18 protein-coding genes are annotated in these 24,515 nt (G+C 61.2%); 8 read left to right on the top strand and 10 right to left on the bottom strand.

Going from position 1 to position 24,515, the window contains the following annotated elements:
• Nucleotides 1-396: 396 nt before the first annotated feature.
• Nucleotides 397-816, top strand: coding sequence for a hypothetical protein (locus tag AC3WLX_RS11235; protein ID WP_492335886.1), 420 nt, complete (start codon nucleotides 397-399; stop codon nucleotides 814-816).
• Between the two features lie 13 nt (nucleotides 817-829).
• Here AC3WLX_RS11235 and AC3WLX_RS11230 read toward each other — a convergent pair whose 3' ends face one another.
• The 4 genes from AC3WLX_RS11230 to AC3WLX_RS11215 form a co-directional block, all read right to left on the bottom strand.
• A complete protein-coding gene (locus AC3WLX_RS11230) occupies nucleotides 830-1,081 on the bottom strand; it encodes a hypothetical protein (protein WP_492335885.1) in 252 nt (83 codons plus the stop codon).
• A gap of 237 nt (nucleotides 1,082-1,318) precedes the next feature.
• The gene (locus tag AC3WLX_RS11225) at nucleotides 1,319-2,536 is read right to left on the bottom strand and encodes a polysaccharide biosynthesis/export family protein (protein WP_492335884.1); all 1,218 of its coding nucleotides are present in this window, start codon (nucleotides 2,534-2,536) and stop codon (nucleotides 1,319-1,321) included.
• A gap of 271 nt (nucleotides 2,537-2,807) precedes the next feature.
• Nucleotides 2,808-3,551 (bottom strand): metallophosphoesterase family protein, encoded by a 744-nt coding sequence (locus tag AC3WLX_RS11220; protein WP_492335883.1) that lies wholly within the window; start codon nucleotides 3,549-3,551, stop codon nucleotides 2,808-2,810.
• A complete protein-coding gene (locus AC3WLX_RS11215; protein WP_492335882.1) occupies nucleotides 3,548-3,835 on the bottom strand; it encodes a hypothetical protein in 288 nt (95 codons plus the stop codon). The genes AC3WLX_RS11220 and AC3WLX_RS11215 overlap by 4 nt, the downstream gene beginning before the upstream one ends.
• A gap of 304 nt (nucleotides 3,836-4,139) precedes the next feature.
• Between AC3WLX_RS11215 and AC3WLX_RS11210 the strand changes: the two genes are divergently transcribed.
• Nucleotides 4,140-5,570, top strand: coding sequence for an undecaprenyl-phosphate glucose phosphotransferase (locus tag AC3WLX_RS11210; protein WP_492335881.1), 1,431 nt, complete (start codon nucleotides 4,140-4,142; stop codon nucleotides 5,568-5,570).
• A gap of 270 nt (nucleotides 5,571-5,840) precedes the next feature.
• Here AC3WLX_RS11210 and AC3WLX_RS11205 read toward each other — a convergent pair whose 3' ends face one another.
• The 3 genes from AC3WLX_RS11205 to AC3WLX_RS11195 form a co-directional block, all read right to left on the bottom strand.
• Entirely contained in the window at nucleotides 5,841-6,134 is a 294-nt protein-coding gene (locus AC3WLX_RS11205; protein WP_291617819.1) for a hypothetical protein, read from the bottom strand.
• A 438-nt stretch (nucleotides 6,135-6,572) separates the two neighbouring features.
• On the bottom strand, nucleotides 6,573-8,810 hold the full coding sequence (locus tag AC3WLX_RS11200; RefSeq protein WP_291617820.1) for an AAA family ATPase: 2,238 nt from the start codon (nucleotides 8,808-8,810) through the stop codon (nucleotides 6,573-6,575).
• A 31-nt stretch (nucleotides 8,811-8,841) separates the two neighbouring features.
• A complete protein-coding gene (locus tag AC3WLX_RS11195) occupies nucleotides 8,842-9,339 on the bottom strand; it encodes a hypothetical protein (RefSeq protein ID WP_492335880.1) in 498 nt (165 codons plus the stop codon).
• Nucleotides 9,340-9,997: 658 nt separating this feature from the next.
• Between AC3WLX_RS11195 and AC3WLX_RS11190 the strand changes: the two genes are divergently transcribed.
• Genes AC3WLX_RS11190 through AC3WLX_RS11175 form a run of 4 tightly spaced genes read left to right on the top strand, consistent with a single transcriptional unit; the run spans nucleotide 9,998 to nucleotide 14,760 of the window.
• Nucleotides 9,998-11,209, top strand: coding sequence for an acyltransferase family protein (locus AC3WLX_RS11190; protein WP_492335879.1), 1,212 nt, complete (start codon nucleotides 9,998-10,000; stop codon nucleotides 11,207-11,209).
• Nucleotides 11,210-11,216: 7 nt separating this feature from the next.
• Nucleotides 11,217-12,554, top strand: coding sequence for a hypothetical protein (locus tag AC3WLX_RS11185; RefSeq protein WP_492335878.1), 1,338 nt, complete (start codon nucleotides 11,217-11,219; stop codon nucleotides 12,552-12,554).
• Nucleotides 12,555-12,565: 11 nt separating this feature from the next.
• Nucleotides 12,566-13,675, top strand: a complete 1,110-nt coding sequence (locus AC3WLX_RS11180; protein WP_492335877.1) for an acyltransferase family protein — start codon at nucleotides 12,566-12,568, stop codon at nucleotides 13,673-13,675.
• On the top strand, nucleotides 13,672-14,760 hold the full coding sequence (locus tag AC3WLX_RS11175; protein ID WP_492335876.1) for an acyltransferase family protein: 1,089 nt from the start codon (nucleotides 13,672-13,674) through the stop codon (nucleotides 14,758-14,760). The genes AC3WLX_RS11180 and AC3WLX_RS11175 overlap by 4 nt, the downstream gene beginning before the upstream one ends.
• A 16-nt stretch (nucleotides 14,761-14,776) precedes the next feature.
• Here AC3WLX_RS11175 and AC3WLX_RS11170 read toward each other — a convergent pair whose 3' ends face one another.
• Nucleotides 14,777-15,883, bottom strand: a complete 1,107-nt coding sequence (locus AC3WLX_RS11170) for a glycosyltransferase family 4 protein (protein ID WP_291617826.1) — start codon at nucleotides 15,881-15,883, stop codon at nucleotides 14,777-14,779.
• A 280-nt stretch (nucleotides 15,884-16,163) separates the two neighbouring features.
• Here AC3WLX_RS11170 and AC3WLX_RS11165 point away from each other — a divergent pair, with 280 nt between their 5' ends.
• Nucleotides 16,164-17,621 carry a lipopolysaccharide biosynthesis protein gene (locus tag AC3WLX_RS11165; protein WP_291617827.1) on the top strand — a complete coding sequence of 486 codons (1,458 nt, stop codon included), beginning with the start codon at nucleotides 16,164-16,166 and terminating at the stop codon, nucleotides 17,619-17,621.
• A 19-nt stretch (nucleotides 17,622-17,640) separates the two neighbouring features.
• Nucleotides 17,641-19,002: a polysaccharide pyruvyl transferase family protein gene (locus AC3WLX_RS11160; RefSeq protein WP_492335875.1), complete on the top strand. Its 1,362-nt coding sequence runs from the start codon at nucleotides 17,641-17,643 to the stop codon at nucleotides 19,000-19,002.
• Nucleotides 19,003-19,026: 24 nt separating this feature from the next.
• On the opposite strand, the gene AC3WLX_RS11155 is transcribed toward AC3WLX_RS11160, so the two are convergent.
• Together AC3WLX_RS11155 and AC3WLX_RS11150 are read right to left on the bottom strand one after the other, a co-directional pair.
• On the bottom strand, nucleotides 19,027-20,154 hold the full coding sequence (locus tag AC3WLX_RS11155; protein WP_492335874.1) for an acyltransferase family protein: 1,128 nt from the start codon (nucleotides 20,152-20,154) through the stop codon (nucleotides 19,027-19,029).
• Nucleotides 20,155-20,366: 212 nt separating this feature from the next.
• Complete coding sequence (locus AC3WLX_RS11150) at nucleotides 20,367-24,275, bottom strand: RHS repeat protein (RefSeq protein ID WP_492335873.1); 3,909 nt, start codon at nucleotides 24,273-24,275, stop codon at nucleotides 20,367-20,369.
• Nucleotides 24,276-24,515: the final 240 nt, after the last annotated feature.

The following is a 24,515-nucleotide window of genomic DNA, read 5'->3' as shown; positions in this document are numbered from 1 at the left end:
AACGGGTGGGCGACTTCAAATCGGAATGGTGGGCGAGATCATCTCGGAATCCTGGGCGACATCGATCGGAATCCGCAACGACATACAACAGCGACGGCAGCAGCGCTCGGCAATACGGAAACACCACGATCTTCAGCGATGGCGGGTCGGCCCGGACGTATGGGAACCGTACGTATTTCAGCGACGGCAGATCTTGTTATAAGTACGGTCGTCAGCTTCGCTGCGATTGAAGGACGAACGCGCAAGTAGGGATGCCGGCCAGTACAGCCGTGGCACGGCGGTGCGTCGATCTTCTCTATGGATGGACGATATCAACTCGCATCCGCTGCATTAAGGCTTCGTTAACTACGGTCGAGCCATCCTCGCGTCTGCCGTCCTCAAACGAGACCTCCGTGCATGTTCCAGCTCTTTGCGAAGGCTCGCAATCAGAGTTTTCTTCGCCGAACGGGATCGTCGACATTTCGGGTGCGCTCGGCAAAGCGTGACTCAGAAGTAGATCAGCGCCGGGTTGCAGCGATCATGGTCGCCATCGAAGATGCGATCGCGGCAGCCGAGCGCGAGCGCGCCGGCTTGAACCGGCGGGTCGAGGAGGTCTTGGCGCGAGCAGCCGTGACGCTGGGAAATGACGACGACGAGTATCTGTACCGCGAACCGCTGGATAGTCATCACCAGGATCTATTCGACGCGGAAATCGTCAATGGCCAAAGGCGACTGAAGGAGTTGGGCTCCGCAATCGCTCATTTCAGCTTTGTCAGGGCCGCAATGCTGAGCCGGTTTCCCGACTACAAGTTCCGTGCTGACGACGCGGAAGCATAATGCAAGCTGGGGCCTAGCCGTGGTGACCGGGCAGTGCACCCGCCTGCTGCTCCGCAACTCCCGCGGGAAATGTCTTGAGTAGCGCGCCTATTAGATAGCTGAGCTGCAGCAGGACGATGAATATCAATACAGACGACAGGAACTGCGATGTCGTCGCCCCGATGACGATTCCGCCCAGGGGGATGACAGGGATGAGAATAAACACCCGGTACCTGAACCCCAAGGCGAGGCCTACCAGCACGGTAACGGCGATGAGTATCGTCACGGGAGCACTCCAACGGGTTCCGTGACGGTAGGTGAGGCGGGCTAACGTTACCTTAAGTCATATGGCAAAATCTTCCTTGAAATTGGGCCCTGGCAGCACCGTTTCTTTTTTCAGACGGGTCGCCGCGGTAGCCCCAACCCCTGATGAGAGATGAATTCAATCCGCCGGTCGCAGCCTGGTGTTCTGCAGAAGGGGGCCTGCGGTACCTTTCACTACGGTACGTGCCGACTAAAGCGATCAGTTCGAGTTCACGATGGCGTTGATGTTTGCCGCATTGGTCGTGGCGGCATCCAGCGGCGCCATGATCTTGATGAACTCGGTCGAAGGCGACTCGGCGACCGAAATCACATCGTGGTCGCGCATTCTGAACGAATCCGCCTGGAACCAGCCATCCGGCTTGCTCATGTCGAACTTGTAAACGGCTGGCACCCGCAAGGTAGGAAAGCCCTTTACCTCGAGGCCAACGTTTTCCAGCAAGTGCTTCGGCTCGAACCGGTAGACGAACACGGACTTCGAGTTGGCGCGGCTTCCGTCGAGACCGCCCGCTTTCGCCAGCGCTTCGGCGAGTGACATATCATAGTTCTCAAAAGTGAAGCGACGGTTGTTCGTTCCGCCGATGGAGCCGGGGCTGGGTGTCGATCCGAACGCCATGAACACGCGCGGAATTCGCGTCAGGAAGATCACATCGCCGGGGGCCAGCAAGATGTCCTCGGCAGGTCGTCGAACGATGGCGGCGAGGTATTGGCTGTACGTTCTCCCCGCACGCTTCAGGGTGACGGTGACTTCGTAATCGGGATATTTCGGCCCTCCCGCTCTGGCAATTGCCGCCAGCAGTCGAAGCCCGCCCGGGTCGATCGGGAAGCGCGACGGTGAATTGGCTTCACCAAGCACACTGACCTGGTTTCCGCGCTGCTCCGCGACCGCCACAACGACCTGCGGCTCGATTGCGCGCTCCTTGAGTCGATCGCGGATGATCGCGGAAACCGCACGCGGCGTCAGTCCGGCGACCTTAACCGTGTCCGCGAAGGGAATATTGATGCTACCGGTCTGATCGACCTGCTGTCGCGGGATGTCGACGAAATTGCCCGACCTGACGCCTGCTTCACCCGGAATGAACAATCCACCTGCTTGCGCCTCGAAGACCGTGACCGACAGAATATCACCGATACTGATCGGCGCGTCGCGATGGCCTCCGGGCACGGATGCGAACGACGTGCCGGTCGTATTGGTGATCGTGTTGGTGGCCTGCAAGACGGTGGCGTTGATGGGCATCAGCACATAGGGAAGCGGCGCTGATGGCTCCGTGACGATCGCGGCGTTCTCGTGGACCGCAGCGGAGTCGGGCGCGTCCATCGGGATGAAGCCGGCGCATCCGGTCATCGTCACCGAAACGAAGATCAGTACTGCATGATGACGAACGACAGCCGCAATCGATCTTCCTGACTCGGTAACCACAATGACCTCACGCTGCTTACTAGGACTGCGACAAGCGTAGCAATCATCCCGTTGTCGAGTCACTCTCGCCCCGGTTTTGCCCGTGCGAAACTGCAGCGCTTGTGGCCTCCATGCAACGTGATGACAAAAGCATTTGTCTTAGCAGTGGCGAGCGATCGCGCAATGTGGCTTCTTCTTGGCTGCAACGAGCAACAGCATCACGATTAGACACACAATCGACTTGCTTGGACGCGCTGTCGTCGGACGCGAAGCTCTTGCCGGGTGATGCGGTTCAAACTGCGAGCATGCTCGTGCCTTGGATGCTCATGAGTGTGAGATTACCCGTTGCGTAAGCTCCCGTGTCGATATTCGCTCGGTTCGGCAGCAACTGCGCGTTCCGCACCGGAGTATGACCGTGCACGATGTATTTACTGAAGCGTTCGTCACTTTTTAGGAATTCTTCGCGAATCCACAACAGGTCGGTCTCTCGCTGCTCGGATAAAGGGACACCTGGTCGTATGCCGGCGTGGACGAAGAAGAAATCCCCGCAGGTGAAAGATGGGCGTAGGTTGCGCAGGAACTCGACATGTTCCTGCGGCAAGGCCCGGGCGAATTGGCGCAGCAAAGCGACCCGCTCCTCCTGCTCCGGCGTCGGCTGAGGCAGCGAAACGCCATAGGACCTCAATGTCTGAGCTCCGCCGACCCGGAGCCAATCGTCCAGCAAGTCGGGGTTGCGCACGGCCGTGGTCAGGAGAGCCTCGTGATTTCCCTTTAGAAATACGGTATTGGCCCGCCGGCTGCGCTTCACCAGAACGTCGAGGGTCGATCGTGCATCGGGCCCACGGTCGATGTAGTCGCCCAAGAACACCTCGATCGCATGACGGGGCTTGCTCCGGGCGAGATCGGCATCGATCACCCGCAGCATGGGCTCGAGCAAATGGGTGCACCCATGTATGTCGGAGATGGCGTAGATGCGCACCCCGTCCGGCAGCTTGGGCTTCCGCCTCGGCGCGCGCGATCGAAAAAGCGGCATCATTGTTCGGACGTGCTCAAAATTGTTTCATCCATTGAGCGCGATGCAATCAGCGATTGAGCACAATGATGGCGCGAGGACTCGCCGGGCCACGTTCGGTCCTTGCGATGGCACTTGACGATCCTCGCGCCGGATCCATGCGGCGGCGCTCGGACCCGCCCGATCGGCTTCGATTGCGAATTGATGAGATTGCTCTCATGAGTTGTTGCGTGCTCCTGCCGCTGCCAAGTCAACAAGCACCAACTGTCATCGATCGCGATGAAAGAATCAACGAAGCCAATGCTCATGGTCTCTCACGCGTGATTCGAACGGGCGTTCGAGGGATCGGAACCGAACGGTTATATTCTGATTGCGCAAAATATCGGCGAACAGATGCAAATCGCAGCGCTACGCTGATCTTGATGTCAGTGTCATGAAGACATTATGCGTGTGCCGCATGCAAGTCGTTCGAGAGTTTCGCAAAGCTCTGCGCTGCGGAAAAAATTGCATGCGGCGCCACAATATCGCTGCGATCGGTTAACACCTTCCGGTGCGAAAGCCGCATCATCTGCTCGCGATGAGTGTCATGCGTGCCCGCCGATAGAGGTTCGAATGGCTGTTGCAACTTACGGTACCGAGGACGTCCACTCCGGCTCTCTCGCGCGCGGCACTGTTCTTCAAAGGCCGTTTCAGGTCTTCATCATCGCCGCCGATTTCCTGGTTGTATTGGTCTGCTATGCAATCGCATCTCTCCTGTACGGAGATTCATTCGGGTGGTCCCTCGAGCCGGCCTCGCTGGGGCCTGGAACGATCGTCGGTCTGGCATTCGTCACGATTTCGTACTTCCAGGGCGTTTACGACACGCATCGTTTGCTGAGGGTCGTCTGGCAATTGCGCAAGGCCGTCATGATCTGGTCGGCGGCGTTGACGGTTCTCGCGGTTGCCGCATTCCTGCTGAAGTCGACGGACAACCTGTCGCGCGGCACCGTCCTCATCTTCGCGGGGGTTGGCAGCATCGGGCTGATGAGCGTTCGCTTTGCCTGGCAGTACGCTCTCCGTTCCAGCTTTGCGAAAGGACGCTTGGTCGATCGGAAAGTCGTCCTGCTCAGCCTGAAGCCGCTCGATTTCACCTCGACCCGGTTCAAGGATCTCCGAAAAAATGGCTTCGACGTGGTGCGCCACTTCGTGTTGAGCGGCGATGGCAGCGGGAATCAATGGGATACACAGATTCGCGATGTGGTCCGCGAGGCTCGTGCCGCGGACATCGATGAATTTCTTCTGGCCATCGACTGGAACGAACTGCCGGTATTACAGAGGCTCGGCAAGCACTTGCGTGCAGTGTCCCAGCCGGTGCGCCTGCTTCCCGATAGTCCGATCGCGGATCTGGTCTCGCGTCCCTTCCTGCCCGTCAGCGGCACCGTTGCAATCGAGCTTCAGCGACCCCCGCTCACCGTATTCGAGCGATTGCAGAAGCGCTGTCTGGACATGGGGCTTGCGCTGTTCGGCTTGATCGTTCTGACACCGCTGCTGGTGACCGTTTGCGTTCTCATCAAGCTGGACTCGCCGGGGACGGTCATCTTCCGACAGTGGCGCCGCGGGTGCAATGGCAAGCCGTTCGAGATCTGGAAGTTTCGAACGATGACCGTGAGCGAGAACGGACATACGGTGACGCAGGCCAAGAAGGGCGATGCACGCGTGACCAGGTTTGGGCGCTTCCTTCGCATGACCAGCATCGACGAACTGCCCCAGCTCTGGAACGTGCTGCGCGGCGATATGTCTTTGGTCGGTCCGCGTCCGCACGCGTTGGCGCACGACAACTACTATGACGAACTCATCCGCAATTACATCTATCGCCATCACGTGAAGCCAGGGTTGACCGGTTGGGCGCAGGTCAATGGCTGTCGCGGCGAGACGCCGACGATCGATCTGATGGAAAAGCGCGTGGAATACGACGTCTGGTACGTCGGCAACTGGAGCATTTGGCTCGACCTGAAGATTCTGGCGCGCACGGCGGCGGCCGTCATCTTTCAAGAGGCGTACTAAGGTATGGTCCGGAAAAGTGCGAAGGGGTTTTCCGCACAGACCATGCGCAAACGACGATGACGATTTATCCAGACCTCATCACGCTTCGGGCGAGAATGAATCTGGCGGATCGCCCCTTGAGCTTCAGGTTGAGCTGGCAGATGGTGTCGGGGCAAAGGCACTCGATGCTTGTCGCGCAGTAAAGGACGCTGCACGCTGGAGCATCGTCGCGAAACATCCATCCTTCCGGGAAAGATCCGCGTCGACGACGAATCCTCGTCCGGTGGCACCTTAGCGATCGTAGTGCATCGATTTCCTGAACAGCCGGACGATTGCATCGCGTAGCGCGAGCAGCGGGGGAACGAGGACAAAAAACGCTCCCATCGCGATCGAAGCGACCGCGTGACGAAGCGAAAACGGCCTCTCGTGGTCGAACTGGCCGGGGCTGGGATCGATAGGGGCCGCCGACAGGGCTCTGCCCGGTGAAACAGTCTTCTGTTGCGGTTTTCGGGGGGGGACCACGATCACCACGAACAGGATGTTGAGCAATAGCCAGATGCCCAAAACAACCAAGACGACGACCATTTGGACCTACCGAGGAACGCCAAAAAGCAATAAGCTTACGTTTAGCCCGAGACACCCCGGAAGGGAAGGTACCCGGGGCCCGACCTGCCGGGGCGGAACCCTGGCCGGCCGCGACGGCCTCCGTCAGTTCCGTGCTTTCTGGCAACGGTATGAACTCATTTTGTTGATGCGGGATGAATACGGGCCGCAAGGGCGTGCTCGCTCCGGCTCGCCTTCGCAAACTGGTTCGTAATGTCAACGGAGGGACGGCAGCATCAGGGACGATTTGACGGATACCCTTAAGGTTACCGTCGTGCCTTGGGGGCTGCCCCTCCCGCGCGAGGGCGGTGAACCCGCCTCGCGGGGAGACTTCGCTCTCTCCTCGTTGGCAGTCGCGCTACGCGCTCGATCGACGGACAGTACGTGCCGGCGCGGGCAAGCGCATCCAACGTCGCTCTTCTATGCGTTCTCGACGTAATAGCTGTTGCGATGCTTGCCCTTGTAGGCCTCGATACGCTGGAGCATTTTGGGGTTGGCGCGATTGAGAACGGCACCGAGCAGCTTCTTCTGCAGCACTTCCGAGCCCGCAACCGATTCCTGAAGTGCGGTGCGCGTCGTCTCTCCCCATTCGATCACATACACCATTGCGTCGATGAGGACGCTGAACGCCTTGGAATCGACCACCGGCATCACCGGGGCAAGATCGATGATGATGTATTCGTAGTGTTCCCGCAGCACTGCCAGCAGGTTGCTCATCGCCTTCGAGGTCATGACGTCCGCCGAATTGACCATGCGAGAACTCACCACGGACGGCAAGAAGTCGAGGCCCGTCTCCTTGCTTCGCTGCACGTGATAGCCAAGCGTCGAGGGATCGGCGAGGGTCTCGATCAGTCCGGAGCCGGCGTTGGGCGCGAGTTCTCGCGTGAGCGAGCGCGTATGGAGATCGCCATCGATCAGCACGGTGCGGTGCCCCGCCAGAGCGATCAATTGGGCGAAGTTGGCGGCCACCGTCGTTTTCCCTTCCTTCGGAAGCGACGATGCGATTCCTATCACCTTGATGTCACGGGTCAGGCGCGCGACATCGATCGACACCTTGACGTTGCGCAGCGTCTCGGCAAAGCGCGAGAAGGGGTGATCGATGACGTAGCGCGATACGCCGGAGGTGCTGCTCTTGCTCTTGGCGGGCGATCCCAGCCACGCCCGTCCTTTCGCCCTCGCACCGATATCCGGCAGGATGCCGAGACATTTGACCCCGAGTTCGTCCTCGACCTCGGCGGGAGTGCGCAACACGTCGTGAAGCAACTCGCGGGCAAACGCGACGCCGAATCCGAGACAGAGACCTCCGACAAGCCCTCCCACCAGCGCCAGGAGCGTCCGCGGCGAGCTCTTGCGGTCCGGCGGGGTCGCGGTGCTGATGAGGCGCGACTCGCTCAGCGGGAAGCTCTGGTTCTGAGTTGCGCTTTGCAGCTTTTCCAGGAAGCTGTTGTAGAGGTTGCGATAGGTGTCCGCGGCGCTCTCCAGGTCCCTGAGCTTGACCTCCGCCTGCCCGGTATGACCGGCCTGGGCGACCAGTTCCTTCAAATTCGCGTCCAGAGAAGCCTCCCGACTCTTGGCGATCTCGTAGTCGCTGCGATAGGCATCCCCGATCCGGTTAAGCTCGTCGGCAATGTTCTTGCGCAGCTCCTGCATCTTGTTGGCGAGGTTGACCGCCGCGCCATGGGTCTTGCCGTAGCGCCTCGACAGGTCTGCATATTGCGCGTTCATGTCGAGAAATTGCGCGCGCAGGCGCGTAATGACCGAGTTGTTGAGAGCGTCCGTCACCGTGGGCTGGGCGAGATCCTGGTCGGAAATGTTCTCGATGCGGTCGAGGCGCGCCTTCGCCTCGGCTGTCGCGGCCCGTGCCTGGACCAGTTGCGTGTTGAGGTCCGACAATTGCTGCTCGGACACCAGGCCGCGGCTGGTTCCAACGATGTTGTGCTCGGCCTTGAAGGTCTGCACGGCGCGGTCGCTGGCAGACGCCTGCTCGCTCAGCTCGAGGCTGCGCTGCTGAAGCCACTCGGTGGCCCGCTTGGTGGACTGATATTTGGCCTCGAGTGCGCCGACGAGGTAGGCATTGGCAATCGCGTTGGCGATCTTGGCGGCCTTGTCAGGCGTCCGCGCGCGATAATTCAGCGACAGGACATATGTGGTCAGAACGCGCTCCGTTCGCAGGTTCTTCTGAACCTGCTCGACCACCGCGTGTTCGATTCGTTCCTGGCTCGGCGGCTCACCCGAGCCAAACAGCGACCGCGCCTTGCCCATGATGATGGCAAGAAGCCCCGGCTTGGAACCATTGAACTCCGGATCTTCAGTCAGCTTCAGGCGGCGGACCACGGACAGAATCAGGTCGTCCGAGTTGATGACCTCGACCTGGCTGTCGACGTAGCCGGTGTCGATCAGCGCGCTGCTGGTGTTGCTGTCCTTGTCCAGCACCTGCGCCTGGCGCGTATCCATCATGATGCGGGCATTGGCCGTATACATGGGCTGGGCCATCATCAGGTAGACGATCACCAGCGCCAGCGAACCGCCGGTGCATACCGCGACGATGGGCCATTGCCGGCGCAGGACGTCGGTCACGCGCTCGAAGCTGAGGACTGCCCCGCCGAATTCGATGCCGAAACGGTGTCCCGACTGGAAATGTTCTCTGGGTTGGTACATCTTCTAATTCGCTGCCTTTGACGATCGCCGATCAATTCGGAAGGGGGAGGGGCTTGAATGGATTGGCCAGCTTGGTCTTCCACTCGCCATCGAGCAGGGCGCCGCCTCGAGGCGGCGGCGCAGGGGTCTTGCCCTGGGTTCGCGCCAGCTGGGCGCCGGAATTGTCCTCTCCCGCTGCGGAATAGCCGGCCTGCACGTTGAGATCGCCGATCCGCTGCACAAAGTCCCTGAGCTTGCGCGCCGCGTCCGGCTTCGTCGAATTGCACCGTCCTTCGGCAATCCGCAACGCGGCGCCGATGGCCGAACGATCGCTCGAAGCCGATGCCGAAATGAGCGTCTGAACGGAGGGCAGCAACGACGGATTGGTCGCGATGAGGGTCGCGAGCCGAAAGCGTAACTTCTCCTTGTCGTTGCGCATTCGCTCTAGAAGCGAGGAGGGCGACTTCACGAAGGTGTCGAGTTCGAGTTGCGAGGCGCGATCGGAGAATTCGACGCACTGAGCATGGCAAGCAACGGCGCTCGAAACCACCAGCCCAGAACCGACCAGGACAGCCGGTAGCCATCGGCGCTGTGCATGACGACGTGTTAGTCCGCGGCGCATCCGTGTTCCTTGCTTCTGTTGCAACAGGAGAACAGGCGAAACTTCCTGGCAGGTAACTGTGTCATCTTTTTGTGCGGCGCAAAAGCTGGTGCAGGATGTGCAACACCGAAGAATGCGGCCTCGATCTCAGCGGTTGTAGAATCAGGATCTACAATGCCTGCGAGATCGGCATGTGTCGCTCATGAATGTTGCAACTTGAAAACATATCAGGCACTCGCAGACCTGCGCGTCGCAGAACCGACACAAGCTGCAACACGCTTCGATCGTTCCCGGGTGAGAGACGATTCTTCCACACGCAGACAGATCGATGCCAAGGGGTGAGCATCTATCGCATCAGCGCCGAATTTCGCGCACACTTTCCGCGCAAATGCTCGCAATCATCGCAAGCGAAGAGATCTACGCCCGAAGCACGCGGGGCCTCGCGCAAAAAGTGGCGTGAAGTTGGCGCTCTCATGTCCGAATGGTCTGCAAGCATTGAAAGTATCGTCGGTCGTCATGCATCGCGCGCGAATCAACGATCGCAGAGATTGAACATGTGCAAGACCTGATACACACTGCTGCGGTGCAATAGTCATGGAATGTTGATGTGACGGAGTTGGTTCATCGTGAGAAGGCGCATGTCCTGCCGCTCGACAGCATTCGGGGAATCGCCGCGACCTCGGTGGTGATTCACCACCTTCTGCTGATGCCGACGTTCCTCGCGGCGTTCCCGCATAATGCGTGGATCAACTGCTCCTTCTTCAGGAGTGCCTGGCTTTTGGTCGATCTGTTCTTCGTTCTCAGCGGGATCGTCATGGCGCTCAGCTACGTCGAGAGCGACTTCGGGCGCTTCTCGCTGCGCGAGTTCATGGTGCGGCGCCTGGCGCGGGTCTATCCGCTGCACATCGTCATGCTGTTCGCGAATCTGCTGTTCCGCCTCCTGCGCATCAGCCTGGTCATGGCGGGCGTCGTGGTGGCTGCCCCGGCGGCCTTCGAGGTGAACAACGCACAATCGTTCGTGCTCAACGTCCTGTTGCTGCACTCGATGGGCTTCATCGACTATCTCAGCTGGAATGCGCCGAGCTGGAGCATCAGCGTCGAGTTCTACACCTATCTGGTGTTCGGCCTGATCCTGCTGTTCGCCCAGCGCATGCGCTCGCTTCTATGGTTTTACGCTCTCTGCGGCGCGCTCGCGGTCGGAAGTCTGGTCTTCATCATCTTCGTGCTCGACAAGAGAAGCCTCGGGCTCCAGACCGATTTCGGCATCCTGCGCTGCTTCGTGAGCTTCTTCCTGGGCGTGCTGACGGTCCGGATCGTCGATCGCCTGCCGGCCAAGCCGGGCCCTGTCGTGCAGGGAATGGTGCAATTCGTCGCCATGATCGCAAGCATCGTCCTGGTGTCCGTCGCGGAGACCAGCCCTGCCGCGACCTTCCTCGCGCCGGTGACGTTTGCGATCTTCCTCGGCAGCCTGCTCGCCTTTCCGGATGCGCTGCTGGTGCCGCGGGTGCTGGTGGCCCGTCCGCTGGTCTGGCTCGGGAAGCGTTCCTACTCGATCTATATGGTGCACGCGCTCGTGGTGCTGTTGGCCGAGTATTTCGTGCGGGCGGTCGGGGCGGGGCGGATCGCCGCGCTCGATTCGATCTTGCCCGGTCTGCCGGCCTCGCTCAATCTCGTGGTGTCATTGGCGGCAGTGCTCGCGGTTTCCCACTTCACCTATCTCTACGTCGAAATTCCCGGCGGCAAGTTCATGCGGAACCTGCTCGGAAGCCGTCGGGATTTCGCACGATCGCCCGCACCCTCGGCGCGGCCGACAAACTGAGCCGGACATGACGATCCTTCCGCTGCACCGGCCCCAGATGAGGTTGATCAGCCTCAACATCGAGGCGATCGCGCTCGGCGTCTATCTAGTCCGCGACGCCTTCGGCGGCGTGATCCGCTACTATACCAGCATCTATCACATGGATGCCCTGTGGTATTTGCCCGACGCAGTTGCGGTGCTGTGCCTGATTCAGTTCTTCGTGCATTGCGTCCTGCGCAATCGCAGCACGCTGGCGATGATCGTGCTCGTGCAGATCATGCTGTCGCTCGTGCTCGGCTACTTCATGATGGGGACGATGAACGCGGCGATCTCGTCCTTCAAGATGATGTTGCCGGTGTTCGTCGGGTTCTGCTTCTGCGATTCGAGCCTCGGTTCGTATCGCAAGCTGCTGTCGGTCATCGCAGTCACGTTCTACCTGTCCGTGATCGGCGTTTTCCTGACGAAATTCTACCTGATGCCCTGGGTGGGCTACAAGTACGAGTCCTTCGGCGCCGTACGCGAGGCCGGCCGGCTGTGGTGGGCCTATGGCGGCGACGACCAGCGCCTGATGGGCTTTGCCGCCGACAACACCATGGCGGCCTTCTTCATCCTAGTGTCGTTCGCGATCACGTCCATTCGCATGAGCACGACCTGGTGCCTCGTATTCGGCTCCATTGCGATCTATGCCACGCGCCTCACCACCAGCAAGACCACAATGATTGTCCTCGTGCTCTACCTGCTTCTGCTAGTGCTCGTGCGCATGCTGCCGGAGAGATCGCGCTTCCCTGCGATCCGATCGATCGCGCAATGGTCCTTTGCGGCGATCTTCGTGCCGTTTTTCATGATCGTCGTCGCGTCGGGCACCGCGGCGGTGCCGCACTCGACCCTGTTCAGCATCGTCGACCGCATCAACAACAGCTGGCAGCTGCCGTTCGTCTATATGAGCCAGCTGATGCCCGTTGGTCTGATCACCGGCTGCGGAGCCGGCTGCTTCAACTACCCGCAGAAGCTGTTCTCGCCGCTTGCGCATTACTGGGTGCCCGTGGATAATTTCTACATCGGCACCTACCTGATGTTCGGGCTGCCCTTCGTCGCCTTCATGGTGATGGTGTTCCGGGCGACCTTCGGTGCGACCGACGTCTACAAGCTGACGCTGATCTTCGTCGTCAACTTGTTCACGATCACGGTGCTGAACTACGGCCCGGCATCCGGCCTCCTGATCATCGCATTGAGCTTCAGTGAAGTATTTTCACGGCGTGCGACCTCCGCACGGGGGATCGATGCTGTCCCGATCGTCATGCGGCCGCCGGTGCCGCCGTTGGAAGGCTTCCGCCCGGATCTGCCGGCGGCGAGGGGAACCAGGTGAGAACAGAACGGATGATGCATAAGCGGCTCGCATTCATCGACACGCTGCGCGGCATTGCCGTGCTGGCGGTCCTGGTCCAGCACGTCTTCGAGGTGATCGTCGAGAAGCATCCGACGGGCGCCTATTACTGGCCGATCCATGACGTGTTCGGCTACTACATGAACTTCGGCCGCTTCGGCGTGGTGTTGTTCTTCTTCGTCAGCGGCTTCGTCATCCCGTTCAGCTTCCCCGACAGCACCACGCCCGTGCGGGATTTCACCATCAGCCGCTTCTTCCGGCTCTATCCGGCCTACTGGACCTCGCTCGTGGTGGGGCTGCTGACGATGCAGCTTCTGGACTCGAAGATCTATCCGCTAGGGCAGATCGCCGCCAACGTGACGATGTTGCAGACCTTCGTGAATGTCCCGAACCTCTGGGTGTTCTACTGGACGCTGGCGATCGAGCTGCTGTTCTATGTCGGGTGCACCATTCTCTTCGCCATGGGACTGTTGAACCAGCGCTTCACCGCGGTGTCCATCGTCGTCGCCGCTGCTCTGGTCGGAACCACCGCTGCGCTCTTCGTCGAGAGCAGGATGGTCTCCTCGGTGATGGAGGTCGGATTGAACCTGTCAGCCATGTTCCTGGGCAAGATCATCCGCGACACCGTCATCGGCGGAAAGCTGCGATGGAGCCATGTGGCCGTCTGCACGCTTCTGTACACGATCTTCGCCGTCACCCTGTCCGAGCGGAGGTTCGGCGGGGTGTATCACGAGAACTTCTTCTACAGTTATTCGATCGGGTCCGCCTATGTCTGCGCGGCGCTGGTCTTTATCGGCTTTGCCGTGTTCGGCGAGAGATTGGCCTGGCGCCCGATGGCATTCGTCGGCGTGATCAGCTATTCGGTCTACCTGATGTCCCCGTTCGTGATCGTTTTCGTCCACCGCCTGTTCTGGTTCGGCGACGGGCCGCTGGGATGGTCGATCTTCCTGGTCCTGATCCTGGCGTTGTCGATCCTCGTCAGTTGGATGACATTCGCGTTCATCGAGAAGCCCAGCATTTCCTTCGGGCAAAAATTCCGCTCGGCTCGAAGAAAGCCCGTCATCCTCGAGCCGGCCCTCGGCACCCAGGGTGCCGCGGAGTGATCAAGACACCCGACCAGCCGGGCGCCGCCTATGACGGATCATTCCTTCCGTCGGTCCAGGGCCTTCGCGCCATCGCGGCGCTGAGCGTGCTGATGGATCATTTCTACGACATGCCGAAGGCCGGCATGTACGACATTCCGAATCCCGGGTTCCTGCCGCCGCTCTGGCCCTGGCTGCAGTCGGTGATCAATGTCGGCGGGCATGGCGTCGAGCTGTTCTTCATGATCAGCGGCTTCCTGATCCCGGCGAGCCTGGTGCGGCACGGATCGCTGTCGCGATTCTTCTACGACCGCGTCCTGCGCATCATGCCGGTGTTCGTCCTCCTGCATCTTGCGCTGTTCGCGATCGGTCCGATCGTCGCCTACAAGTTCTTCCGCGGGATCGATCTGACCAGCTATCTTTCCATCTTTGCAGCCAATCTGTTCTTCGTGCAGGACGCGCTCGGCTTGCCGATCGCCCAGCAGAACGCCTGGACGTTGACCTATGAGTGGGCGTTCTACATCTGGTTCGCCCTGACGTTTGTACTGTGGCGCGGCGGAGGCAAGCTGCTGGCGGCGCCCCTGATCTTGCTGGGTCTTGCCTGCCTGATGCGCTGGCCGATCACCGCGTTCTTCTGCATCGGCATGCTGTTCAGCGCGACCGGATTTCGCATTTCCATCCCGGGACGTCTCGGGCTGCTCGCTGGTCTGGTCTGCGGGGCCGCCCTCTATGCGAGCCTGGTGCTGTTTCACCCGTTCGTGGGACTCATTCCCGGATTTTTGCTGTTCGCCATGGTGCTTGCCCCGGAATCAGGCCTCGGCAAGGCTCTCAGTGCGCCGGCGCTCCAGTACATAGGCAAGATCAGCTACAGCCTTTATCTCGTGCACCCTTTCGTGCTCTTCCCATTGCAAATGATCGGCCTGAAGCTGGTTGCTGCCGGCGTCGATCGCTGGCTGCTGTGGAGCGCATTCATCGGGCTCGGGCTCGTGATGTCGTTGGTTGCCAGCGCGATCAGCTATGAGCTGATCGAGGTCAGGCTGAGGCGCCTGCTGGACGGCGCGATCCGCGGCCTGTTCTTCCGGCCGCGGGTCGAGCAATCCGCTTGAGAGCCGTCGGCCGCGGTCAGCTCACGGTGCGGCCTGCAAGCCTGTGATAGGATCCGAGCAGCCCTTCGGCAATGCGGTCCCAGTTCAGGAGCCCGGCCGCGGTTTGCCGTGCGCCCTCGGTCAATGTGGCGGCCAGCGGTTTCGAGGTCAGCACGCGCTCGAGTGCGTCGGCAAGCGCAGTGGCGTCGCCGGGAGGGACCAACAGCCCGTTGACGCCGTCCGTCACGACGTCGGGAATGCCGCCGGTGGCGCTGGCAACGACGGGCCGGGAGTTGCCGTAGGCCGACGCCAGCACGCCGCTCTGAGTCGCATCCTTGTAGGGCAAGGCGACCACTGAGGCGGATTGAAACAGCCGTCCCGTATCGGCTGGCGAAATGTAGGCGTTGATGGTCTTGACCGTCGGCATCGCTTGCATCCGCGCGCCGAGCCGTGTCATTTCGGGGCCGCGACCGGCAACGATCGCTTCATGCGCCACACCGCGCTGGGCCAGCATGTCGATCGCATCGATGAAGACATCCAGGCCCTTATAAGCCCACATCCGTCCAAAGAACAGAATGCGTCCGGGGTCGGGCTCGGTGATCGCACCTCCGGCCGGCGGAACCATGAGCACGCCGTGCATGCTGGGGATGGTCTCGCCCTTGAAGTCGGGCGAGGCGCGACGAAAATCGGCGATGCAGCTTTCGCCATGCGTGGTCACCACCGATGCGGCCGCGCGCATGCGCCCGCGCCAAGCATCTTCGCGCGGCGAAGTTCCGGAGCCGCCTTCCGAATGCGGGATTGCGTCGTGGACGGTGAGCACCAGGGGAATGCCGAGTGGACGGAGGAGCTGGATCAACTGTGACGTGTAGATTTCTGGAACTTCGTGACAATGAATCACGTCCGGACGAAACGATATTATGTCGAGGAAAGACGCGGGAATGCCGAGCAGGCCGCCGCCACGGCGCAAGCTCATGTTGCGGATCCGTGTCTCGAACGGCGCCGTCACGGCGATATCGGCCAGTTTCCACTGCTGGTTGGCGTCCTTGCGGTTGAGCACGAGGCGGACGTCGCAATGCCGCGCCAATCCCGCTGCAAGCCGATAGGAGTATTCCGCAAAATGCGGTGCATAGATAGCTACGCGCAACCGCCTGGAGCTACGGAGAGAAGGCGGGGCGGGCGAATTCGTCAAGGCATCCATTTTGCATCACTTTGCAAAGGGTGATCGGAGTGTAGTCCACGATTTGAACTCACTTCCACTCTAAAGCGGAATCGTGACGGCACACATCTGATTGCCATCACTAGGTCGTAGTGTTGCGCGCAATCAGCACTCCGCGTGATCGGAGATGCTGACGTTGCGGCAGCATCGGACGCCACGTCTAGTCTGCGATTGTGGTTGGATCTGTCGGAATTGGGTCGAATTGTTGATGAACGCAACGCAGGGCAAACAACATCAGGTCGTGATTGCCTTGTTCTGGTCACTTGCACAGAATTGGGGCGGCCGGGCGCTGTCGTTCGTCCTGTTCCTGGTGCTGGCCCGGCTGCTCGATCCCACGGATTTCGGCCTTGCCGCGCTGGTCGCCTTCATCCTGCTGCTCCTGAGCTCCGTCGCCGAATTCGGCTTCGGTGAGGCGTTGGTCCAGCGACGCACGCTCGAGCCAGCCGATGTGACGCTGCCCTTCTTCTGCTCCCTTGCGGCGTCGGCGATTCTTGCGGTGCTGATTGTTTTCCTGGCGACGGATATCGAGCATTGGCTCGGCGTGAAAGGGCTTGCGCCGCTGTTGACGGCGGCGAGCCTCGCTCTTCCGATCGGCACGGCGACCCTGTTTCAGGAAGCGCTCTACAAGCGCCAGATGGACTTTCGCGTGCTCGCGGTCAGGACCATGGTGGCAACAGCCATCTCCGGCGTCGTGGGCATTGCCTGTGCCTATGCCGGTTTCGGCGCTCTCAGCCTCGTCATCCAGGTGGTCGTCCAGAGCGCGATCAGCGGCTTGTGGCTCTGGAGCCAGCCGCGATGGCTGCCGATGCGTGCCTACGATACCAGGAGCTTTCGCGCGCTCTCCGGCTATAGCGTCCATGTCGTATCGAACCGGCTGCTGGATTTCGCCATCGTTCGCACCATCGACATGATCATCCTGTCGCTCTACGGCGTCGCGGCCCTCGGCATCTACACGGTCGGGGCCCGGGTCTACATCATCCTGATGCAGCTGCTCACCCAGGCGGTGATGGACGTCGCCTTGAGCGCGCTGTCCAGGATCGCGCACGAGCGCGACCGGATCGCCGGCGCCTACCTGCGCAGCGTCAGTCTCGGAGCGCTGGTCGGATCTCCCGTCTTCGTGCTGCTTGCGGCGATCGCGCCGGAGCTTTCACTGCTGCTGTTCGGCGCGAAATGGGCCGGCAGCGAAGCGGTGATGAGACCCCTGATGCTGGTCGGGGCGATCCAGACGGTGCAGTTCGTCAACAGCGCCTATTTCGGCGCGCTGGGCAAGCCGAACTACGTCTTCGGGCTGAACATCCTCAAATTCTGCGCGGTCGTGCCCGCGATGTTCCTGCTTCCCTCGCGCGACATCGGCCAGTTGGCGACGATTTTCGCGTTCGCGCAGCTCGTGGTGACGCCCGTGACGTTCGCGCTGGCGCTCCGGCTGCTCGGCCTGAGCTGGAGCCAGTTTCTGCGTCCGATCGCGGGCTGTCTTTGCGCCATCGTTTTGGCTTACGGCGCGGTCGTGCTGTGCCGCCATGCGACGCCGGACATGAATCCCTATTTGCGGATGGGACTGCTGTCGTCATGTTTCGGCGCAACCTATCTGATATGCATTCTGCTGCTCTGGCGGAAGCAATTGTTCTCGCTGATCGATTTCGTCGTGAAGCGCGGTGCGACCGCCTGAGCGAGACGAGGAGAACGACGTGAAGCAACTGATTCCCGTACCCGTGCGCAGGCACCTCAAAGGCTGGCTCAACAGCGCGAAGGGTACGCCGCTGGCGGTCGATCTCCTCGAGTTGCGCAGATGGCAGATCGCCCGGAAGGATGTCGGCGTCAGCGCCGCGCCGCGTAACGAGCCGCGCCGGCTCGTGGTGCTTCCTTCCGATCCCTGGAGCGTTCATCAGTCGCGCGGCGACGAGGCGATGATCGAAGCCGCCGTCGGCGAGATCAGGCGGATGCATCCCGACGTCGAGACTTACGTCGTCACCGCCACCGGCGCCGCGAGCGCGGACGTGCGCGCGATGGGTTTCAAGCCGCTCGAGATCTGGAAACAGCCGTTTTCCTATCAGGCGGTCGCGCAGGAGCTCTCGATCACCCGTCCAGACTTCGCCGTGGTGCTGGGGGCCGACGTGCTCGACGGCTATTATTCTCCGGTGGATGCCGCGCGCATGCTGCTGGTCGCCGACCTGATGGCGGCATTCGGTGCCAAGGTCAGCGTGCTCGGCTTCAGTTTCAACTCTCGTCCCGCCAAGGCACTGCGCGAAGTATTCCGGCTGCTCGATCCGGGCGTGGTCCTCAATCTGCGCGATGCGATATCGCTTCGGCGTTTCGACGAATTCGCCCGCAGGCGCGCCCATCTCGTCGCCGACGCCGCGTTCATGCTGACGCCGCGCGCCGACACGGCGGCGGTGAAGCAGATCGCGGCCACGATCGCACGGCAGAGCGAGCAAGGCCGCAAAGTCTTCGTCTTCAACATCCACCCGATGCTGTTCAAGAAGCCGGAGCCAGCGAAGCTGCGGAAGATGATCGAGCTTGCGGCGGCGGCCATGGAGCGTCTGTCGCGTGAGCACGATGCAAGCTGGTTGCTGCTTGCGCATGACTACCGTCCCGAGATCGCCGACGACAACTGCCTCCGGCCGCTGGCCGAGCGCCTGAAGCCCGTGCTCGGCGAGCGCGTATATCACGTCGAGCAGACCCTGTCGGCCGGCGAGATCAAGGCCGTCGTAGGACTGGTCGACGGCGTGATCACGGGGCGCATGCATCTGGCGATTGCCGCGCTCGGACAGGGAACGCCGGTGGCGGCGATCACCTATCAGGACAAGTTCCAGGGCCTGTTCGCCCATTTCGGCATCAGCGAGCAACTGTTGCTCGCGCCAGCCCAGTTCCTCGTCGGCGACAGCTTCGAGAAATTCCTGCTGCACTTCCTCGAAACGCATGAAGCAGCCGGGGACCAGGTGCGCCAAGCCCTGCCGGGGGTCATGGACCTGTCCCGCGCCAACATTGCCCCGCTGCTGGGCGATACCGGAATCCGAGTGGCGCCGAAGGCCGGCGGCAAGGTGGCCTGACGCCTCCTTGCGCCCGCGAGCGCGTCAGTTGACCGCGCGCTCGGTGTTGTCGAAGCGTATGGCGGGTTCGGCCGCGACCGGCTGCGCCTTGCGCGGGGACTCGACGCCGATGTCGGCCCAGCGATTGATGAGGCGACGCGCGGGATTCTCGAAATAGGCGTAGGTGCGATCCGCCACGACGGTGAGGACCGCGCAGCATGCCAGCGCGAACAGGCCGAACTGATCCGGCCGCAGCTGGAGCCAGATCCACAACGGCTTGAAAACGGCGATGAGAAGTGCGTCGTGCAGCATGTAGATCGCGTATGAGGTATTGCCGAGTCGCCCGAGCAGGCGTGCGCCCGGAATCTCCTTGAAGGCGCTTTCGCCGACCGCCGTGAGCAGGATGGCGCAGGAGAACAGCAGGATCGCGAGGTCCGGCTTGGCGAAGACGTTGAGGACGACCACGCAGAGGCCGAACACGCCGATCCCGGCGAACAGCACCGGCTTGCGCCGGTAGGGGCCCGACATCCGGAACAGGATGGCGAGCAGGATGCCGTTCAGGAAGCTCGGCAACGCGCGAAGCATACCGTAGTCGTAGTTGGCGCCGTACATCTGCGATCGGTCCTGCCAGATCGGCAGATGGCCGTGGGCAAGGACCAGATAGAACGCCGCCACGATGGCGCCGAGCACGATCGGCTGCACCTTGCGGGCCAGCAGCATCAGCAGCGGAAAGATCAGATAGCAGAAGAATTCCGCGCTGATCGACCAGGACGGCGAGTTGAAGCTGAGATGATCGGTGACGCCCCAGGCCTGGACCAGCAGGAGATTGTAGAGGAAGTCCAGCGAGGTCGACCGCGCCGTGCGCTCCAGGCCGACGCCGATTAGCACCACGAAGATGAGCAGGCTCAGCACGTGCAGCGGGTAGATTCGCGCGATGCGTCGGATCATGAAGCGCGAGTAGCCGCGCAGGCCGCGGACGTCGGACGGATAGGAGTAGGAGATCACGAAGCCGGACAGGATGAAGAACATGTCCACGAACAGGCCGAAGGACCCGTTCCAGGCCGGCGAAATACCGGTGTCGACCAGCTTCAGGTGGAAGATGAAGACGCCAAGGGCGGCAACGAAGCGATAAAAGTCGAGGACGACGAAACGTCTTGCTTCACTGGCTTCCATCGGGCCTCGGAGTCCTTGCGCGGTTCATCACCCTCTTAGACATCAATTGTGACGCAAGTTCGCAAGCGCGCCGGCTGATGCGGCCCATCCGATTGCCGATGGCGGCAGCGCTCTGCTCATCGATGAGGCAGACGCCTGACAAACGAACAGGGGCCGGAACATGGTCCCGGCCCCTCAGCGATGTCGGCGCCCTTTTGGACGGATTCGCATGCTCAGACGAACACGAAATCGTGGCTCGTCAGGCTCGAGACATAGACGTTCTTGATCAGGATCGAATCGGTCTCCGAGAACGTGATGAGCGCGTTCGTGCCTGATTGCGTCATCTGCAGATAGCTGTAGTCGGCGGCCAGCAGCTTCGAAATCTGGATCACGTCGTGGCTGGCGCCGTTGCCGGCCTGGAAGTTGAGGATCTGGTCCTGGCCGTGATCGTAGGCGATCGTCGTCGAGCTCGGCGCGGCGGAGAACACGTCATTGCCGGCCCCGCCCTGGATCGTGACGCCGGCAGCAACCGCCGTGACGTTGTGGGTACCGTCGGTTCTGGTCTGATCGAAGAACTGCAGCGCGTTGGCGCTGTTGTAGTTCTCGTGCTGGGTCGTGCCGGCCTGTCCGTTGAAGTTGAACAGGAACACGTCCTTCGATCCGTCGACGTTGTTGGCGATCTCCTGGGTCTTCACGCCGGCGCTGTTGTAGATGTCCGTCAGCTTGCTGCCGTCGTCGTGGATCACCTGGGTATAGTCCAGCGTGCCGTCGGCGTGGGTCCGGGTGAGCTCGACCAGCTTGCCCGACGCATCGAGGTGCTGGTGCTGGGTGGTGTAGGATTGCCCGGTGACGTTGTAGTTCCAATTGTCCTGGCTGCCGTCGGCATTCTTGATATAGGCGGCGGTCTTCACGCCGCCGGTGTAGGCGGTGGTGGAGCTGTAGCCATCGCTCTTGGTCGTCACCTCGCTGGTGATGACGCCCTTGGCGTCGTACCACTCCGACGTCTTGGTGCCGTTGGCACTCTGCACCAGCGTGAAGGCGAGGCTGTCGTCGGCGTGGGTTCGCACGATGTGGGTGAGGAAGCCCGTCGCATCGTAAGTGTCGTGCTCGCTCGTGTAGGTCTGCCCGACGATGTTGAACTGGAAGACGTCCTTCGAGCCGTCGGCGTGGTAGTCGGTCTGCATCTTCTTGACGCCGGCCGCATCGTAGTTGGTGACGACGCTGCTGCCATCGTCGTTGACGACCTGGGTGTAGTCGAGCGAGCCGTCGGCGTGCCAGCGGGTCACCTGCGTCGTCTTGCCGGTCGGGTCGAGGTGCTGATACTGCGTGGTGTAGGTCTGGCCGGTGATGTTGTAACTGTAATTATCGTGGCTCTGGTCGGCATTGGTGATGTAGGCTGCAGTCTTCACGCCGTTGGTGTAAACCGTGGTCGAGCTGTACCCGCTCGCCTTCTCCAACACCTCGCTGGTGAGCACGCCCTTGGCGTCGTACCAGTCCGTCGCCTTGGTCCCGTCCTTGCTTTGCACCAGCTTGAACGCCATGCTGCCGTCAGCGTGCTTGCGGATCAGCGTGGTGAGGAATCCGCTCGCGTCATAGACGTCGTGCTCGGTCGTGTAGTTCTGGCCGGTGATGTTGAAGAGGAACACGTCCTTGCTGCCGTCGGCGTGGACGTTGGCCTCCTTGATCCGCGTTCCAGCGGCATCGTAGTTGGTGAAGACGCTGCTGCCATCGGAATTGATGATTTGGGTGTAGTCGAGCGTGCCGTCGGCGTGCTTGCGCGTCACGGCCGTGATCTTGCCGGACGGATCGACGTGCTGGATCTGCGTGGTGTAGCTCTTGCCGGTGATGCCGAAGGCGTAATTGTCCTGGCTGCCGTCGGCATATTTGACATAGGTGTTGGTCTTGACGCCGTTGCTGTAGGTCGTCGTCGAGGTGGTGCCGTTTGCCGTCTCCACCACTTCGCTGGTGAGGGTGCCGGCGGCATTGTACCAATCGGTCGTCTTGGTGCCGTCCTTGGTCTGGACCAGCTTGAAGGCGAGAGTGCCGTCGCCGTGCAGCCGCGTCAGGCTGGTGATGAAGCCGGTCGCGTCGTAATCGTAGTGCTCGGTCGTGTAGTTCTGGCCCTTGATGTTGTAAGTCCAGACGTCCTTGCTTTTGTCGGCATGATAGCTGGTCTCCACCAGCTTGACCCCGGTGGCGCTGTACGTGGTGATCACGCTGCTGCCGTCGCTGTTGTAGACCTGGGTCGAATCCAGCGAGCCGTCGGCATGGCTGCGGGTGACCGACGTGACCTTCCCCGAGGCATCGAGATGCTGCACCTGGGTGGTGAAGCTCTTCCCCGTGACGTTGTAGGTATAGTTGTCCTGGGAACCGTCGGCGTTCTTGACGTAGGCGGCGGTCTTCACCCCGTTCGTATAGAGCGTGGTGGAGTAGTAGCCGTCGGACTTCTGGACGACCTCGCTCAGAAGTGTTCCGGCCGTGTTGTAGCTGTCGGTGGTCCTGGTTCCGTCGCTGGCGATGTGGACGAGCTTCGTCTGCACGCCCGAAGTGTAGCTGATCAGGTCCTTTGAGCCGTCGGTGTAGGTCACGGTGGTCGAGGTCGGCTGCCCGCTCGCATTCAGGCCGGTGTCGGACTTCGAGAGCAGCTTTCCGCTCGAATCATAAGTCTTGGTGTTGCTCCAGGTCGCGGCCGTATTCGTCACCGAGAACGAGTATCCGCCCTGGATCTTGGACAGCGCGCTGCCGTAATGGGCGATGACGTAGTCCATCGTCGCCTTCGAGGCGACCGGGAGAACGTGCGAACCGGTCAGCGTGATGCTCTGCAGCGCCGTGGAGTCGCTGAGGTCGGACAGCTGCGGCACGATCTCGGCTGCGGTTCCGGTGATGCTGGTTCGGGTGTCGGGCGGCGTCGGCGTGGCCGGCGGGGCGTCGATCTCGATGATCACGGGGTGATCGCTGAGCGGAATGGTGATGGTGCTGACGTCGGTATAGCTGGCGATCGCGGTCGTTCCCGTCAGCGTGTCGTACACCTTCACCGTGTGATGGACGGCGCCGAGGTTCACCGTGACCGTCTGGGTCGGATTGGACAGTTCGGTATCGGTGGCGTCGTTCCAGAGCTTCGGCTCCGCCCAGACGACGAGCTCATAGGCGCCATTGCTCTTGCCGAGCACCATGCTGTTGCCCGTGGCCGGCATGTTGCTCAGCGTGTAGTTCAATGGATCGGTCGGCTGCAGGCCGCCTTTGCCGTCGTCGGCCAGAACCGTCGTCAGATTGTGAATCGCCGTCGCGGCGAGCTTCGGCGTGCCGTCGGAGTTGAACAGCCCGAAGTTGGCTTCGGGGTTGGTGTTGGCAGCCGAGGAGTCGCGGTCGAACAGCTCGTAGAGATAGGTCATGCTGACGCCGGCCTTGTAGGCATCGACCAGCGTGTTCAGGATCGACTTGGCCTGCACCGTCTCGTTGACGCCGAGATATTGGGTGTTGGTCTGCGTGGTGTAGCCGGTCTCGGTGATGACAACGGGCTTTCCCGGTGCCGCGGTCATGACGGCGCTGAGCGTTGCCGAGATGGAGCTGCCGGTGGTCAGGCTGGTGCTGACATAGGCGTGGGCGTTGGCATAGTCGACCGAGCCCGACATGTTGCCGAGCTCGCTGTAGCCTTGCGGATCGTTGTAGGCCAGCGACAGGTTGTACACGGGGATGCTGCCGAGCGTGGCATTGGCATTGACGGCCTGATAGAGCGCGCTCTGGAACTGGGCCGCGGCCGAGAGGCTGGAGCTGCCATTGTAGCTGAAGGGCTGGTGATTGGCCTCGTTGAGACCTTCGATCGCGCTGATGCTGCCAGCATAGCTGGTTGCAAACTTTTCGAGCGAGGCGATGTATTTCTGCAGCCCGACCGTGCCCGTCTGGGGCAGCGCAGATGACACCAGGAAGTCGAACTTGTAGCCGGCAGCGGCGAGGCCCTCGACCACCGGCTGGGCGGCGGGGCTTGTTCCCATCGCATCGCGGAGGTGGGTCACGCCGAGATATTTCAGATCCTCGACCATCAGCGCGAGATTGTTGTAGCCGGTCCATCCGAAACCGGCATGCGTGTTGACGCCGATGGAGTTGATGAAACCGCTGGCGGAGAGGATGGTTTGATCAGGCATTGCACACTCGAATTTCAGCGCGAGCAAAATTGCTCGCAGGATTTGCGGTCAACCTTCTATGTCGAGTGTGAATTTCAGATAAAAACGAAGCGACAAATCGCGAGCGAAACGCGGTTCCTTCCGGAGGAACGGATCGACTCGAACAGCAGCAGAATGCTGATGCGATGCCGGTGCAGCATGGCGTCAGGAAGGCGCTTTCGCGATTTTCGCGATTTGGCACTGCTGATTATGTGCGCACGC

The organism is Bradyrhizobium sp. FW305-F6, assembly GCF_058782905.1.
Note: the sequence above shows the minus strand (reverse complement) of the source record. Positions and strands in the feature narration are given on the sequence as shown.